Source organism: Sphaerisporangium aureirubrum (genome assembly GCF_042658925.1).
GTDB classification, from domain to species: domain Bacteria; phylum Actinomycetota; class Actinomycetes; order Streptosporangiales; family Streptosporangiaceae; genus Sphaerisporangium; species Sphaerisporangium aureirubrum.
Map to the genome: position 1 here is coordinate 224,088 of NZ_JBHSRF010000005.1, position 15,640 is coordinate 239,727.

12 protein-coding genes are annotated in these 15,640 nt (G+C 72.6%); 5 read left to right on the forward strand and 7 right to left on the reverse strand.

The features are described from left to right. Window positions 1-108: 108 nt before the first annotated feature. On the forward strand, window positions 109-1,572 hold the full coding sequence (locus ACFP1K_RS05785; protein ID WP_380747675.1) for an MFS transporter: 1,464 nt from the start codon (window positions 109-111) through the stop codon (window positions 1,570-1,572). A gap of 95 nt (window positions 1,573-1,667) precedes the next feature. After that, complete coding sequence (locus tag ACFP1K_RS05790) at window positions 1,668-3,113, forward strand: MFS transporter (protein WP_380747677.1); 1,446 nt, start codon at window positions 1,668-1,670, stop codon at window positions 3,111-3,113. Between the two features lie 132 nt (window positions 3,114-3,245). Here ACFP1K_RS05790 and eda read toward each other — a convergent pair whose 3' ends face one another. From eda to zwf, 4 genes are read right to left on the reverse strand one after another with little or no spacing between them, the layout of a single operon-like run. Then, window positions 3,246-3,860 (reverse strand): bifunctional 4-hydroxy-2-oxoglutarate aldolase/2-dehydro-3-deoxy-phosphogluconate aldolase, encoded by a 615-nt coding sequence (eda, locus tag ACFP1K_RS05795; RefSeq protein WP_380747679.1) that lies wholly within the window; start codon window positions 3,858-3,860, stop codon window positions 3,246-3,248. After that, window positions 3,857-4,900: a glucokinase gene (locus ACFP1K_RS05800; RefSeq protein ID WP_380747681.1), complete on the reverse strand. Its 1,044-nt coding sequence runs from the start codon at window positions 4,898-4,900 to the stop codon at window positions 3,857-3,859. The genes eda and ACFP1K_RS05800 overlap by 4 nt, the downstream gene beginning before the upstream one ends. Beyond that, window positions 4,897-6,840, reverse strand: a complete 1,944-nt coding sequence (gene edd / locus ACFP1K_RS05805) for a phosphogluconate dehydratase (protein WP_380747683.1) — start codon at window positions 6,838-6,840, stop codon at window positions 4,897-4,899. The genes ACFP1K_RS05800 and edd overlap by 4 nt, the downstream gene beginning before the upstream one ends. After that, window positions 6,837-8,324: a glucose-6-phosphate dehydrogenase gene (gene zwf, locus ACFP1K_RS05810; RefSeq protein WP_380747685.1), complete on the reverse strand. Its 1,488-nt coding sequence runs from the start codon at window positions 8,322-8,324 to the stop codon at window positions 6,837-6,839. The genes edd and zwf overlap by 4 nt, the downstream gene beginning before the upstream one ends. Window positions 8,325-8,464: 140 nt before the next feature. Here zwf and ACFP1K_RS05815 point away from each other — a divergent pair, with 140 nt between their 5' ends. Further along, the gene (locus ACFP1K_RS05815; RefSeq protein WP_380747687.1) at window positions 8,465-9,706 is read left to right on the forward strand and encodes an ROK family transcriptional regulator; all 1,242 of its coding nucleotides are present in this window, start codon (window positions 8,465-8,467) and stop codon (window positions 9,704-9,706) included. On the opposite strand, the gene ACFP1K_RS05820 is transcribed toward ACFP1K_RS05815, so the two are convergent. Beyond that, window positions 9,635-10,366: a DUF2470 domain-containing protein gene (locus ACFP1K_RS05820; RefSeq protein WP_380747689.1), complete on the reverse strand. Its 732-nt coding sequence runs from the start codon at window positions 10,364-10,366 to the stop codon at window positions 9,635-9,637. The genes ACFP1K_RS05815 and ACFP1K_RS05820 overlap by 72 nt on opposite strands. 102 nt (window positions 10,367-10,468) lie before the next feature. On the opposite strand from ACFP1K_RS05820, the gene rpsD reads away from it, so the two are divergent. Beyond that, window positions 10,469-11,083, forward strand: coding sequence for a 30S ribosomal protein S4 (gene rpsD, locus ACFP1K_RS05825; protein ID WP_380747691.1), 615 nt, complete (start codon window positions 10,469-10,471; stop codon window positions 11,081-11,083). Between the two features lie 69 nt (window positions 11,084-11,152). On the opposite strand, the gene ACFP1K_RS05830 is transcribed toward rpsD, so the two are convergent. Beyond that, on the reverse strand, window positions 11,153-11,383 hold the full coding sequence (locus ACFP1K_RS05830) for a hypothetical protein (protein WP_380747693.1): 231 nt from the start codon (window positions 11,381-11,383) through the stop codon (window positions 11,153-11,155). A gap of 53 nt (window positions 11,384-11,436) precedes the next feature. After that, entirely contained in the window at window positions 11,437-12,801 is a 1,365-nt protein-coding gene (locus ACFP1K_RS05835; RefSeq protein WP_380747695.1) for a S8 family peptidase, read from the reverse strand. Between the two features lie 362 nt (window positions 12,802-13,163). On the opposite strand from ACFP1K_RS05835, the gene ACFP1K_RS05840 reads away from it, so the two are divergent. Beyond that, window positions 13,164-15,215, forward strand: coding sequence for a spermidine synthase (locus ACFP1K_RS05840; protein ID WP_380747697.1), 2,052 nt, complete (start codon window positions 13,164-13,166; stop codon window positions 15,213-15,215). Window positions 15,216-15,640: the final 425 nt, after the last annotated feature.

A 15,640-nucleotide genomic window follows, 5' to 3' on the forward strand; every position in this document is an offset into this window, starting at 1 on the left:
CCGCCGAGAGGGCTGTTAGGAGCCGCCCGGCGGGGGCAGGGGGCCTCGCCGTAAGTGGCCGTCAGGGGCGGGCGGCGCCGGAGGCTTTTCGAGTAGGGCGGTGGCTTGGTGGCTGCTGATGGGGTGGTGCGGACGCTGGTGCCGGCGCGGCTGGACCGGTTGCCCTGGTCGAGGTTCCACACGCGGCTGGTGGTGGCGCTCGGGGTGGCGTGGGTGCTGGACGGGATGGAGATCACGATCGCCAGCGCGATCGGGTCGGTGTTGCAGGACAAGGGGACGCTGGGGCTGTCGGCCGTGCAGGTCGGATTCACGGCGACGGTCTACCTGATCGGGCAGGTGGCGGGGGCGCTGGTGTTCGGGCGGCTGTCCGACCGGTTCGGGCGGCGGAGGTTGTTCATCCTCACGCTCGCGCTCTATCTGGTGGCCAACGGGATCACGGCGTTCTCGCCGAACCTGGCGTTCCTGCTGGTGTTCCGGTTCTTCGCGGGGGCCGGGATCGGCGGGGAGTACGCCGCCATCCACTCGGCGATCGACGAGCTGATCCCCTCGCGGTTCCGGGGACGGGTCGACCTGGCGGTCAGCGGGACGTACTGGCTGGGGGCCATCATCGGCACGGCCAGCACCTACATCCTGCTGAACCCGGACATCCTGCCGATCGACCTCGGGTGGCGGCTCGGGCTGCTGATCGGGCCGGTGCTCGGCGCGATGATCTGGGTGCTGCGGCGGCATCTGCCGGAGAGCCCGCGGTGGCTGCTGATGCACGGCAGGCACGAGGAGGCCGAGGAGGCCGTGGCCTCGGTGGAGGCGGCGGTGGCGAAGAGCGGGAAGGAGCCGCCTCCCGTGGACGAGGACAAGGCCCTGTACCTGCGGCCGCACGGGTCGCCGTCCTACCGGGAGATCATCAGGGTGGTGCTGCGGGAGTACCCGAGCCGGACGTTCCTCGGCCTGACCATGATGATCAGCCAGTCGTTCCTGTTCAACGCGATCTTCTTCACCTACGTGCTGGTGCTCAACACCTTCTACGGGGTGTCCCCGAACGACGCCTCCAAGTTCCTGCTGGCCTTCGCGGTCGGCAACCTGGCCGGGCCGTTCATCCTCGGGCCGCTGTTCGACACCGTCGGCCGCCGTCCCATGATCTCCAGCACCTACATCGTCTCCGGCGTGCTGCTGGCGATCACCGGATGGCTGTTCCAGCAGGGCGTGCTGAACGCCGTGACCCAGACGCTGCTCTGGTCGGTGATCTTCTTCGTCGCCTCGGCCGCGGCCAGCTCGGGCTATCTCACGGTCAGCGAGCTGTTCCCCCTGGAGATCCGCGCCCTCACCATCGCGCTGTTCTTCTCCGTAGCCCAGGCCTTCGGCGCCCTCGGCCCGGTCGTCTTCGGCGCCCTCATCGGCGACCAGGACCACCCCGACCCGAACGGCCTGTTCTACGGCTACCTGTTCGCCTCGGTCCTGATGGTCGGCGCCGGCCTGGTCGCCTGGTTCTTCGCCGTCAAGGCGGAACGCCGCTCCCTGGAGGACCTCGCCCCATCCCTGTCCATGCGGGACGCCAAGCCCACCGTGGCGGGCTGATCGGCCGGACGTGACGCCCGGTCCCCGAGCGGGGACCGGGCGCCGTCGTGCCGGGGAAGGTTAAGCGTTCCCGCAGGTGGATAACGTCTCGCGGCATGGGGGACGTCGTGCGGAGCCTGGTGCCCGCGAGGTTGGATCGGTTGCCGTGGGCCGGGTTCCACACGCGGCTGGTGGTGGCGCTCGGCGTGGCGTGGGTGCTGGACGGGATGGAGATCACGATCGCCAGCGCCATCGGGTCGGTGCTGCGGGAGCGGGAGACGCTGGGGCTGACGGCCGTGGAGGTGGGGCTGACGGCCACGGTGTACCTGATCGGGGAGGTGGCGGGGGCGCTGGTGTTCGGGCGGCTGTCCGACCGGTTCGGGCGGCGCAAGCTTTTCCTGGTCACCCTGTCGCTGTACCTGATCGCGAACGGGATCACGGCGTTCTCGCCGAACCTGGCGTTCCTGCTGGTGTTCCGGTTCTTCGCGGGGGCCGGGATCGGCGGGGAGTACGCCGCCATCCACTCGGCGATCGACGAGCTGATCCCCTCGCGGTTCCGGGGACGGGTCGACCTGGCCGTGAGCGGGACGTACTGGCTGGGGGCCATGATCGGGACGGCGGGCACGTACGTGCTGCTCGATCCGGACCTGCTGCCGGTCGATCTCGGATGGCGGCTCGCGCTGCTGCTCGGACCGGCCGTAGGGCTGCTCATCTGGTGGCTGCGGCGGCACCTGCCGGAGAGTCCCCGCTGGCTGGTCACGCACGGGCACGTCGCCGAGGCCGAACGGGTGACCGGTGAGGTGGAGGCCGCGGTGGCGGCCGGCGGGCGGGAACTGCCGCCGGTGGACGAGTCGAAGGGCATCGAGCTGCGGCCGTTCGGCGCGCCGTCCTACCGCGTGCTGGCCCGGGTGGTGCTGCGGGACTACCCGAAGCGGGCCGTGCTCGGCGCGACCCTGATGATCAGCCAGTCGTTCCTGTACAACTCCATCTTCTTCACCTACGTGCTGGTGCTGGACACCTTCTACGGCGTCACCCCGCACGACGCGTCCAGATACCTGCTGCTGTTCGCCGCGGGGAACCTCGCGGGCCCGGTCCTGCTCGGCCCGCTGTTCGACATCGTCGGCCGCCGCCCGATGATCGCGGGCACCTACATCGTCTCGGGCACCGTGCTCGCGGGCACCAGCTGGCTGTTCCGGCAGGGCATGCTCACCGCCACCACCCAGACCCTGCTGTGGTCGGTGATGTTCTTCGTCGCCTCGGCCGCGGCCAGCTCGGGCTACCTCACCGTGAGCGAGCTGTTCCCCCTGGAGATCCGCGCCCTGGTGATCGCGCTGTTCTTCTCGATCGCTCAGGGTTTCGGCGCGCTCGGCCCGGTCGTGTTCGGCTGGCTGATCGGCGACCATCCCGACCCGGTCCGCCTTTTCTACGGCTACATCGGCGCGGCCGCGCTGATGCTGGTGGCCGGTGTGGTGGCCCTGCTGTTCGGGGTGAACGCCGAACGCCGCTCGCTGGAGGATCTGGCCCCGTCGCTGTCCATGGCGGAGGCACGTGTGGACCGCTGAGGACGGGCCCGTGGCCGCCGGGTGAGGCGAGCCACGGGCCCAGGTCCATGAACGTCGATCGGATCGCGGCGACTTCATGGCGTTCACCCGCGCTCCGAGGGAGGAGGGCCGCGGGCGGATCCGGGGGCCGGGTCAGCCGCGTAGCGCGGCGGCCTCCGCGGCGAGTTTCTCGATGCGGCCGTAGTCGCCGGAGGCGAGGGCGTCCGGCGGGGTGAGCCAGGTGCCGCCGACGCAGCCGACGTTGGGCAGGGCCAGGAAGTCGGGGGCGGTCTCCCTGCGGATGCCGCCGGTCGGGCAGAAGCGCACCTCGGGCAGCGGGCCGCCGAGCGCCTTCAGGTACGGCACGCCGCCCGCCGGGACCGCGGGGAAGAACTTCAGCTCGGTGAGGCCGCGCTCGGCGAGCGCCATCACCTCCGAGGCGGTGGCCGCGCCCGGCAGGTACGGCACGCCGGAGCCCGCCATCGCGTCCAGCAGCGCCGGGGTGGCCCCCGGGCTGACCAGGAAGCGGGCGCCGGCCTCGGCGGACGCGGCGACGTCGCCGGGGGTGCGGACGGTGCCCGCGCCGACCACCGCGCCGGGGACCTCGGCGGCGATCCGCGCGATGGCCGCGAGGGCGCACGGGGTGCGCAGCGTCACCTCGATGGCGGGCAGCCCGCCCGCCACCAGCGCGCGGGCCAGCGGCACCGCGGTGTCCACGTCGTCGATGACGACGACCGGGACGACGGGGGCCAGGTCGAGAATGCTCACGGTGCGATGCTCCTCGGTCGCGGGGACGCCGCCTCGCCGCTGCGCGCCGGTGGCGGCAGGGGCGTCCGGTCGGCGTGGCGCTGGCCGAGCCATGCGGCGGCGCCGGTCAGTGCGGGCTGTTCGGCGACGATGGCCGTGGTGGCGATGCCGCTCAGGTAGCCGGACGGCACGAGGTTGGCCTCGAAGCGGCGCCGGAAGTCGCTGTCCCGGATGCGCCGGACGATACGCGGCACGATCCCACCCCCGAGGTATACCCCACCGTGTGCTCCCAAGGTCAAAGCGACATTAGCCGCGAAGCTCCCCAGTAGACCACAGAACACCGAGACGGTACGCGAGCATAGCGAATCATCCACTCGGGCCACGATCTCCGCGGCCGGCAGCGGAGCCGCCGCCACCCCCTCCACCAGCGCCAGGCCGTGCCGCAGCCGGGCCAGGCCGGGCCCGGACAGCAGGTGCTCGGCGTCCACGAACGCCATCCCATCGGCCCGCAGCGCCCGGATCACCTCGATCTCCAGGTCGGTGACGACGGGCGCCGAGACGTGCCCGCCCTCGCCCGGCACCGGGACCCAGCCGCCGCGCGCGGGCACCAGCGCGGCGACGCCGAGACCGGTGCCCGGCCCGAGCACCGCCTTCACCATGCCGGGCGCCGGGGCGGGGCCGCCGAGGGACGCCAGGTCCTGCTCGCCGGCCAGCCGCGGCAGGGACAGCGCGAGCGCCTCGAAGTCGTTGAGGAGCTCCACGTACGGGATGCCGAGTCCGGCCCCCGTCCCCGCCCAGTCCGTGTTGGTGAGCCGGTACCGGTCGCCGTGCACCGGCCCGGCGATCGCCAGGCACGCCGCCCCGGGCCGCACGCCCCCCGCGTGCAGCCGCAGGTAGTCGTGCACGGCGTCCGCGAGGCCGTCGTACTCGCCCCCACGAACGACGACGACTCTCTCCGGCCGGCCGCCCGGCCGGGTGACCAGCCCGAACCGCGCGTTGGTCCCCCCGACGTCGGCGACCAGCCACGGGTCGCGCGCCGACGGGGTCTCGATCGCGCTCACGCGCGCCCCTCCGCGAACTCCGGCACGACGTCCAGGACGTCCCGGGGATCCGGGACGCCTTGGGAGTCCCGCACGACCGGCAGCCCCCCGAAGGTGGCGGGCTCGGCGCCGCTCATGGCGAACACCCCGGCGCCGCGCTCGGCGGGCGCGGCCGTGCGGCGGAAGGCGGTGAACAGCTCGCGGCCGGTGCCGACCCACTCGTCGTCGGCCAGGGGACGGCCCGCCGGGGTGCGGGCCGCCAGCTCCGAAGCGGGCACCAGCAGATCCAGCGTGCCCGCCGCGGAGTCCAGGCGGACCAGGTCGCCCTCGCGGACCAGCGCGATGGGCCCGCCGTCGGCCGCCTCGGGCGACAGATGGATGGCCGCGGGTACCTTGCCCGAGGCCCCGGACATGCGGCCGTCGGTGACCAGCGCCACCTTCTGGCCCCGGTCCAGCAGCACGGCCAGCGGCGGGGTCAGCTTGTGCAGTTCCGGCATGCCGTTGGCGCGCGGCCCCTGGTAGCGGATCACCGCGACGAAGTCCCGCCCGTCCAGCTCGCCCGCCTCGAAGGCCGCCATCAGCTCGGCCTGGTCGTCGAACACCTTGGCCGGGGCCTCGATCACCAGGTGCTCGGGCTTGACCGCCGACACCTTGCTGACCGCCCGGCCGAGGTTGCCGTGCAGCATGTGGATGCCGCCGTCGGCGGAGAACGGGGCGGCCACCGGCCGCAGCACGCCGGGGTCGGTGCCGGCCGGCGGGACCTCCGTCCAGACCAGCTCGCCGTCCTTCAGCGACGCCGCGCCGCGGTAGAGCCCGAGGCCGTGCCCGGCGACGGTCAGCACGTCCTCGTGCAGCAGCCCGTTGTCCAGCAGGTCGCCGATGAGCGCCTGCATGCCGCCCGCCGCGTGGAAGTGGTTCACGTCGGCCTGCCCGTTGGGGTACATCCGGGTGAGCAGCGGCACGTGCGCCGACAGGGCGGCCAGGTCGTCCCACAGCAGCTCGATGCCCGCCGCGGCGGCGATGGCCACCAGGTGCATGGTGTGGTTGGTGGAGCCGCCGGTGGCCAGCAGCGCCACGGCCGCGTTCACCACGGCCTTCTCGTCGACCACCTCGCCGACCGGGGTGTACTCCGGCCCGTGCGCGGTGATCTCCACCGCGCGCCGCCCCGCCGCCGCGGTGAGGGCGTCGCGCAGCTCGGTGCCCGGGTTGACGAACGTCGACCCCGGCAGATGCAGGCCCATGACCTCCATCAGCACCTGGTTGGAGTTGGCGGTGCCGTAGAAGGTGCAGGTGCCGGGGGAGTGGTACGACTTCGCCTCGGCGTCCAGCATCTCGCCGCGCCCGATCTTCCCCTCGGCGAAGTGCTGGCGGGCCCGCGCCTTCACCTTGTTGGGCAGCCCGGACGGCATCGGCCCGGCGGGCACGAACAGCGCGGGCAGGTGGCCGAAGTGCAGCGCGCCGATCAGCAGGCCCGGCACGATCTTGTCGCACACGCCGAGCAGCAGCGAGGCGTCGAACATGTCGTGCGACAGCGCGATCGCGGTGGCCATCGCGATGACCTCGCGGCTGTAGAGCGACAGCTCCATGCCGGGACGGCCCTGGGTGACGCCGTCGCACATCGCGGGCACGCCGCCGGCGAACTGCGCGACGCCGCCCGCCTCGCGCACCGCCCGCTTGAGCAGCGGCGGGTAGGTCTCGTAGGGCTGGTGGGCCGACAGCATGTCGTTGTACGCGGACACGATGGCCACGCCGGGCCGTTCGGCGCCGCGCAGCGCCAGCTTGTCGGCGGGGGAGCAGGCGGCGAAGCCGTGCGCGAGGTTGGCGCAGCCGAGCGCCGTGCGCGCAGGGCCGCGCTCGCGGGCCTCGCGGGCCGCGGCGGCCACGCGCCGCAGGTAGGCCGCGCGGCTCGGGCGGCTGCGCTCGGCGACGCGCGCGGTGACCTCCTCGACGACGGGGTTCACGGCAGGTCCTCCTCGTGCCAGGCCCGGCCGCTGCGGCCGAGCAGTTCGTGGGCGGCGGCCGGGCCGGTGGTGCCGGCGGTGTAGGGGCCGGGCACGGCGCCGTCCGCCTCCCAGGTGGCGATGATCGGGTCGATCCAGCGCCAGGCGGCCTCGACCTCGTCACGCCGCATGAAAAGGGTGGGATTGCCCGACAGCACGTCCATCAGCAGCCGCTCGTACGCCTCGGGCACCCGGGTGCGGAAGGTGTCGGCGAAGCTCAGGCTGAGCGGCACCGCGCGCGGCGTCACCTCGCCCGCACCCGGCTCCTTGGCCAGGATGTGCAGCGTGATGCCCTCGCTGGGCTGCAGCCGCAGCACCAGCCGGTTGGGGCCGCCGCCGGGGAAGATCGAGTGCGGCACCTCCTTGAACTGCACCACGATCTCCGAGCGGTGGAACGGCAGGCGCTTGCCGGTGCGCAGGTAGAACGGGACGCCCGCCCAGCGCCAGTTCTTCACCTCGGCGCGCACGGCGGTAAACGTCTCGACGTGCCGCGAGGCGTCGGTCGGCGGGGTCTTGTCCGGCTCGTCCAGGTACCCGGGCACCGCCTCGCCGTCCACCTGCCCGGCGGTGTACTGGCCGCGCACGGTGAACCGGCGCGCCTCGGTGCCCGCGATGGGGCGCAGCGCCTGGAGCACCTTGACCTTCTCGTCGCGGACCGCCTCGCGGTCGTTGCGGGCCGGGGGCTCCATCGCGACCAGGCACAGCAGTTGCAGCAGGTGGTTCTGCACCATGTCGCGCAGCGCGCCCGCGTGGTCGTAGTAGCCGCGCCGCCCGGGGGTGCCGACCGACTCGGCGGCGGTGATCTGGACGTGGTCGATCCACAAGGAGTTCCAGATCGGCTCCAGGAAGGCGTTGGCGAAGCGCAGCACCAGGAGGTTCTGCACCGTCTCCTTGCCGAGGTAGTGGTCGATGCGGAAGATCTGGTGCTCGGCGAAGATCGCGCCGACCTCCTCGTTGATCCGCTGAGCGCCCTCCAGGTCGCGGCCGAGCGGCTTCTCCAGCACCACGCGGGAGCGGGGCGTGACCAGCCCGGCCGCGTGCGCCGCCCGGCAGAACGGGCCGAACGTCATCGGCGGGCTGGCCAGGTAGAAGATCCGGTCGACGTCCTCGTACCCGCCGAGCAGCCGGGTGAGGTCGCCCCAGCCGTCCTGGCCGGGGGCGCCGACGTCCACCGAGACGTGCCGCAGGCGGCCGAGGAAGCGGTCCCAGCTCGCGGCGTCGCCGGTGTGCAGGCCGGGCCGCACGGCGGACTCGACCTTGCCGCGGAAGTCGGCGTCGGTGAGGCCGCCGCGGGACAGGGCGATGATCCGGGTCCGCGGGTCCAGGCGGCCGTCTCGGTCGCTGTGGAACAGGGCCGGGAGCAGCTTGCGCATCGAGAGGTCGCCGGTGCCGCCGAACACGACGAGGTCGGCGTGGTGGGCGGCTGGGGGCTCGGGCTCAGGCACGGGAAGGCTCCGGAGATCGACCAGGTGAGGACAGATCGGACACTAGCCGGAACTTATGACCGTTACAACCGTAGTTTTGCCGATTGAGATGAGCAACTTAGGAACTTTGTATTACAAAAGAGGTGTGGTTGACTGGTCCCGTGCGTCGACGATCAGCGGCCACGCTGGCCAGCAGCGGTGATGTGCTCGGTCTGATCAGGTCGGGAGAGGCCGTCACCCGGGCGGACATCGGCCGCGTCACGGGGTTGTCCCGTCCCGCGGTCGCCCTGCGGGTGGGCGAGCTCCTGGAGCACGGCCTCGTGGTGGAGAACACCGAGGGCCCGTCCACCGGGGGCAGGCCGCCGGCCCGGCTCGCGTTCAACGCGGCGGGGGGCGTCGTCCTGGTCGCCTCACTCGGCGCCGGGCGCACCCAGATCGCGATGTGCGACCTCGCGGGCCGCGAGCTGGCCCGCACCGAGCTGGAGATCGACGTCGAGCGCGGCCCTGACGTGGTGCTGCCGCTGCTGATGGACCACTGGGACGGCCTGCTCGGCGACCGCCCCATGGCGTCGGTGCGCGGGGTCGGCATGGGCGTCCCGGCCACCGTCGAGTTCGCGGCGGGCCGCACCGAGAGCGCCCGCGTCATGGCCAGCTGGACCGGCGTGGTCATCCCGCCGATCGTCTCGGCCCGTTTTCCGGTGCCGGTGTTCGTGGACAACGACGTCAACGTGATCGCGATGGGGGAGTACCGCACCGCGTACGCCCCCGACGTGGACGACCTGCTCTTCGTGAAGGTGTCCACCCGCATCGGCGCCGGCGTCATCGCCGGGGGCGGCATCCTGCGCGGCGCGCTCGGCGCCGCGGGCGAGATCGGTCACATCCCCGTGCGGGACGGCGGCGGCGTGCTGTGCCGGTGCGGCAACATCGACTGCGTCGACTCGGTGGCCAGCGGCACCGCGATCCTGCGCGACCTGCGGGCCCGGGGCCGCGAGGTGTCCTCCCTGGCCGACGTCGTCACGCTGGTCCGCGCCGGCGACGCCGAGACGATGGCCGTGGTCCGGCGGGCGGGCCGCCTGCTCGGCGAGGTGGTCGCCAGCGCCGTCAACCTGCTCAACCCCGCCGTGGTGGTCCTCGGCGGCGACGTCACCGAGACCTTCCAGCCCCTCGTCTCGGCCGTCCGCGAGGTCGTCCACCGCCGCTCCACGGCCCTGTCCACCCGCAGCCTGCGCGTGGAGCGCACCCGCCTCGGCCCCGCCGCCGGCATCGTCGGGTGCGCCCTAATGGTGATCGACCACATCCTCGCCCCCGAGGTGGTGGACGCCTCGATGCGCTCAGCCGCGACCGTGGGAGCAGAGCAGCGTGGCCAGGGCGCGCTCCAGAGCGTGCGGGGCGGTTACCGGTGAGGGCCACGGCAGGCGGATGAGGGTGGGGTCCTCGATGCCGGAGCGGACGGTCGCGCCGTAGCGGTCCAGCTCCCACAGCCAGGCGTCGGTGACGGGATGGCCGAGCAGGGTGCGCAGAGCGGTGTGGAGCTGGTCGCGATGCGACTCGTTGACGTGCGCCAGCATCTGCTCGGCGGCCTCCAGCAGGGGATCGGGGCCGGTGCCGAAGTAGTCGTCGGCGTCCAGCAGGCCCGACTCCTGGCCGGTGAGGTAGATGACCTGCGCCACGTCGACCTGGAACAGCCGCGGCCCGGCGGGGTCGCCCTCCACGGCGGCGAACAGGGACTCGTCGGGGCAGCGGGCGGCGACCGTGACCGCGGCGTCGCGGAGCAGGTCCCGCGGCACGGCCTGCGCCCAGCCCTGCACCTTCAGCAGGCCGCGCGGGTGGTCGATGCCCGCCAGCGCGCGGGTGGCGGTGAGGTCGACGGTGACCACGGCCTCGTCCTGGCCGGTCAGCGCGTGCAGGGGCTCGCCGGGCCGGACCAGCAGCAGCGGGCGGCCGGTCTCGTCGACGCCGCCACGGGCGGCGTGCGCGGTGCCGTCGAGGGAGACGTGGGTGGGCACGGCGGTCAGGGCCAGGCCGCGGACGCGTTCGGAGATGGGCGGGACCGTGACGTGCATGACGGGTGCTCCTGGTTCTCGCTGTCGTGCGGTTCGTACGCCGTTAGTGCGCTAAGGTTAGGCTTGCCTTAGTAAGGCTTACCTAAGCATAGAGGGGTCATCGTGCGCTACACCGGTCCGAAAGTGCGGCTGTCCCGGCGAGCCGGCATCCCGCTGACTCGCAAGGCCGTCCGCTATTTCGAGCGGCGGCCTTACCCGCCAGGCGAGCACGGCCGCAAGACCAACCGGCGTGCCGCCGGGGACTACAGCGTGCGCAGGCTGGAGAAGCAGAAGCTGCGCTGGTACTACGACGTGTCGGAGAAGCAGATGCGCCGGTACTGGGAGCTGGCGCAGCGCCGCCCCGGCCGGTCCGGGGCCGAGCTGGTGAGCATCCTGGAGAGCCGCCTCGCGTCGCTGGTGCTGCGGTCCGGGCTCGCCCCGTCCATCTACGCGGCCCGCCAGTACGTCAACCACGGTCACATCACCGTGGACGGCCGTAAGGTCGACATCCCGAGCTACCTGGTCAAACCCGGCCAGACGGTGGCCGTGCGCCCCCGCTCGCGGGCGATGCAGCCGTTCGTCGCCGCCGCCGAGGGCGTGTACGCCGACGAGCTGACCGCGCCCTACCTGGCCGTCGACCTCAAGCAGCTCGGTTTCACGCTCACCGCGAGGCCGGAACGCGAGCAGATCAGGCTGCCCGTCGACGAGCAGCTCGTCGTCGAGCACTACTCGCGCTAGCTCCGTCGGCGGCACGTTCCCGCCCGGCGTGGTCACCGGCACCTTGTGCCGAGGCCCCGCCGGGTGTGGTCACTGCGGCGGGCCGTACGGCTCGATGTGAGGGTCGGAGAATGGACCCTCAGCGGGCGGCGCGGCGCGGTGCGAGGCGTCCTCGGTGACGCGCAGCGCGTAGAGACCCTGGCCGGGGTCCAGGGGTACCAGGCCGTAGGCGGTGTCCACCTCGTCCTCGGCGAGGCCGAGTTCGCGGCGCGCGTCCGCCAGCGTGGCACCGGACGGCAGGTGCACGGTGATCAGGACCATGTCACCACGCTACGCGTCCGGCGCCGGACGGGCCGCCCCGACGCACGGGACGGTCAGCGGGCCAGCGCCGGGGTGCGGCGTTCCAGAGCCGCGAGCAACGCGACCGGGTCGGTGATGCCGTAACCGTAGTCGTAGTCGTACCCCACGTCGCTGCGGTCCTCGGCGGTGCGCTGCAGGAGGGTGCGCAGCTGGGCGGGCGGCAGGACGGACGCCGGCCAGCGGGTGCGGATCGCGGCGACCAGCCCGGCCGCGACGGGACAGGCGGCCGAGGTGCCCGAGTCGGGCTTGTCCGCGCCGAAGGCGCCCGAGCCGGAGAAGTGGGTGTAGGCGCAGATGTCGGGCTTGCGCTCGGTGAGCCGCCCGGGGCCCTGCGAGGAGTACCCCACCCGCTGCCCGGCCGTGTCCACCCCGCCGACCGACAGCGCCTGGGGATGGGAGTTGGCGCCGACGATCGGGCGGTCGGGGTACGCGCACCGGCCGTCGCGGCACTCCACGCCGCAGTTCCCCGCCGCGAACAGGATGTCGGCCCCCGCCTGCGCGAGGCTGCCCACGATGATGTTGAACGGGTGGGCGGCGTTGTCGGAGTAGTTCCCCGGCCGCCCCGGCGGCAGGTCCCACAGGGGCGAGAACGACCCCCAGCTGTTGCTCACCACCAGCGCGCGGCTCTCGGGCGGCTGGGCGTCCAGCACCGTGCGCAGATGGGCGAAGGCCGCCACCGCGTCGGACAGCAGGCCGTCCATCACCGTCTCCCCGCGCCGCCGTGACAGCAGCACCGGGATGTCGATCACCGAGGCGCGCGGGGCGCAGATCAGCGCGTCGAACGCGCACATCGTGCCGTGGTCCACCTCGAACGCCCCCGCGCCGCCCGAGACCCCCGAGGGGCTCCAGCTGCGCGCGTGGTCGATCTGGCAGCCCCGGCCGAGACGCTCGGCGACGTGCGCGGCGTTGACGCCGGTGTCGCAGACGGCCAGCGCCACCCCGGCCCCGTCGCAGCCCTCGGCGAGCAGCTCGGGCACCGCCATCAGCCGCTCGACGTCCTGCCAGGTGCCGACCGGCGGTGAGCCGCCGCAGGTCAGCGTGGTCTCGATCACCGGGTCGGCGTACACCGCCACCACGTCGCGGTGGCGGACCGGCAGCAACGCCATGCGGGCCGAGCTCTCGTCGTCGGCGATCTCGCCCCGCACCAGCACCGAGGCGTCCTCGGCCGCCATGGAGAACACCAGCGGCTGGTTCAGCGACAGCGGGTCGCCGTCCCGGGCGGCGGGCCGGGCCCGGGGGACCGCGACCGGGGAGAAGGTGTGGTCGAGCTCCACCCCCGGCAGCTCGCCGGCGACGTCGGCGGTGGTCGCCGTCATGCCGGGCGTCGCCACGGCGGTGACGAGGTCGGGAGTGGGACGCAACTGGATGAGGACCCGCATGAGGACACCACCTCTGGGACGTGACGACGCGACGTCACCACCGTGCCGCACGCTCCCCGGCCCGTCTACCAGCAGAAATACCGTGTTACCCGCCATTTCCCCGGATACCGCGCAAGTCGCGGCGGTCTTTTTCCGCACGCCCCCGCCGCGGCGCCCGGGGCGACGGTGCGTGACCCTCGGCGCGGGCACGATCCGTGACCGTCGCGAGGCGCCCGCAGATGACGCGGGAGAAGTGGCGCGGATGTAAGTTTCGCGGCGTGGCCGTCCGGCCGGGGGGATAGCGCACGGTGACCGGCGGAAGAGGGCCTGACTCACCGCGGAAGACTTCCGTGATCGACCTGATGTTGGCTACGTTGTCACCCGTGATCGCCACGGACACGCCGCCTGTTCCCGAATCCGGTGCCACGCGCACGCCACGAATGGCCGTGCGGCCGAGGCTGGTGGTGGCCAGCGCGTTCATGTTGTTCCTGGAGCTGGCTCTCATCCGCTGGACCGGCTCGAACATCGTGCACCTGAGTTACTTCACCAACTTCGTGCTGCTGGGGTCCTTCCTCGGCATCGGCCTGGGCTTCCTACGGTCCGGGCGCACGACGCGGCAGCCGTACTACTCGCCGGTGGTCCTGGCCGTCCTGGTGCTGATCGTGCTGAGATTCCCGGTCACGGTGAACCGCGAGGCCGAGGGCATCCTGTACTTCACCAGCCTGTCCACCAGCGGCCCGCCCGCGTGGGCGATCCTGCCGGTCGTGTTCTGCGCGGCGGCACTGGTGCTGATGGGCCCGGCCGAGCTGGTCGGCCGCTGCTTCACCGAGCTGCCCCGGCTGGACGCCTACCGCTACGACCTGATCGGCAGCCTCACCGGCATCGTGATGTTCTCGGCGCTGTCGTTCATGAGCGCGCCGCCGGTCGCCTGGGGCCTGATCGTCGCCGTCGCCTACGGCGTGCTGCTCCAGCCGCGCTCCCTCGGCCGGTACGTCGCCCTGGTGACGATCCCGTCGCTGGTCATCGTGGGAGCCCTGGCGTTCGAGACGCTCACCGCGGGCGCGCTCTGGTCGCCGTACTACAAGGTGACCTACAAGCACTTCGCGATCGGCGACGTGCCGATCATGGACATCCAGGTGAACGGCATCCCGCACCAGCAGGCCATCCCGGCGCGCAACCGGCTGGAGTGGGAGCGCCAGTACGCCCTGCCGTACGAGCGCACCGCCGCCGGCACGGCCGGGCGCCTGGACAACGTGCTCATCGTGGGCGCGGGCAGCGGCACCGACGTGGCCATCGCGCTGTCCAAGGGCGCCAAGCACGTCGACGCGGTCGAGATCGACCCCAAGCTGCGTGAGCTCGGCTTCCTCAACCACCCCGACCGGCCCTACAGCGATCCCCGGGTCACCACCCACATCACCGACGGCCGGGCCTTCCTCGAACGCACCGACGGCAAGTACGACCTGATCCTCTTCGCGCTGCCCGACTCCCTGACGCTGGTCTCCGGGGCCAGCTCGCTGCGCCTGGAGAGCTACCTGTTCACCGAGGAGGCCATGCGCGCCGCGCGCGACCACCTCAAGCCGGGCGGCGCGTTCGCGATGTACAACTACTACCGCGAGCTGTGGCTGGTCGACCGGCTCGCCTCCACCGCCGAGGCGGCCTTCGGCCACAAGCCGTGCGTGGACGAGGTCGGCGCGGGCCGGCAGGCCGTGATCACCGCCGGCTTCACCGTCGACGCGCAGATCTGCCCCAGCGTGTGGCTCGGCGCCTCCGCGGGCACCCCGCCCCCCGCCGTGGACGACCGCCCGTTCCTCTACCTGCACGGCCGGGACATCCCGTCCATCTACCTGATCGCGCTCGGCCTGATCCTGCTGGTCAGCGTGCTCGCGGTCCGCGCGGTGGCGGGCCCGTTCCGCACCATGCGCCCCTACGCCGACCTGTTCCTGCTGGGCGTGTCGTTCCTGTTGCTGGAGACCAAGAACGTCACCGGTTTCGCCCTGCTGTTCGGCACCACCTGGGTGGTCAACGCGGTCGTGTTCGCGGGTGTCCTGGTCGCCGTGCTGGCCGCCGTGGAGGTGACCCGGCGGTTCCGGACACCATCACTACCCGTGATGTACGCCATCCTGCTGGGCGGCCTGATACTGGCGGCCGTGGTGCCCAACTCATGGCTCCTCGGCCTACCACTCCCGCTACGAGCCGTATGCGCGGTGGTGGTGGCCTTCCTCCCGATCTTCGCCGCCAACGTCGTCTTCGCCAAACGCTTCGCCGAAACCGCCGACGCCACCACAGCCTTCGGCGCCAACCTCCTAGGCGCCATCCTCGGCGGCTGCCTCGAGTACCTCTCCCTGGTAATCGGCTACCAGGGCCTACTGGTAGTCGCCGGCCTGCTCTACCTAGGCGCCTTCGCCCTCCTACCCCGCACCGCCAAAGCGATCTAGCCCACCGCACCCCGGCGCCCCGCCCGAGACGTGCCCCCGTGCCACCCACGGTCATTTCTCCGGCGCCGAGTCGGCGGGTCGTGGTGCGGCGAATCCGGCGCCGCCTTACGGCGGACAACCCGCAGTGTGTGCGGCGCCGGGTGAAACGGTCCTTGCGGAGGGCGCGCTCCGCGCGGGAGCCGCAAGGGCTGTTCTCCTGCGGGGGACACCCCCGCACCCCCGGGCCCTGCCGGGCTCATCGTTCCCGCCGCACCCATGGGTCCTGCCGGGCTCATGGTTCCCGCCGCACCCCACGCGCCGCCCGAGACGTGTCCCCGTGCCACCCATGGTCATTTCTCCGGCGCCGAGTCGGCGGGTCGTGGTGCGGCGAATCCGGCGCCGCCTTACGGCGGACAACCCGCAGTGTGTGCGGCGCCGGGTGAAAC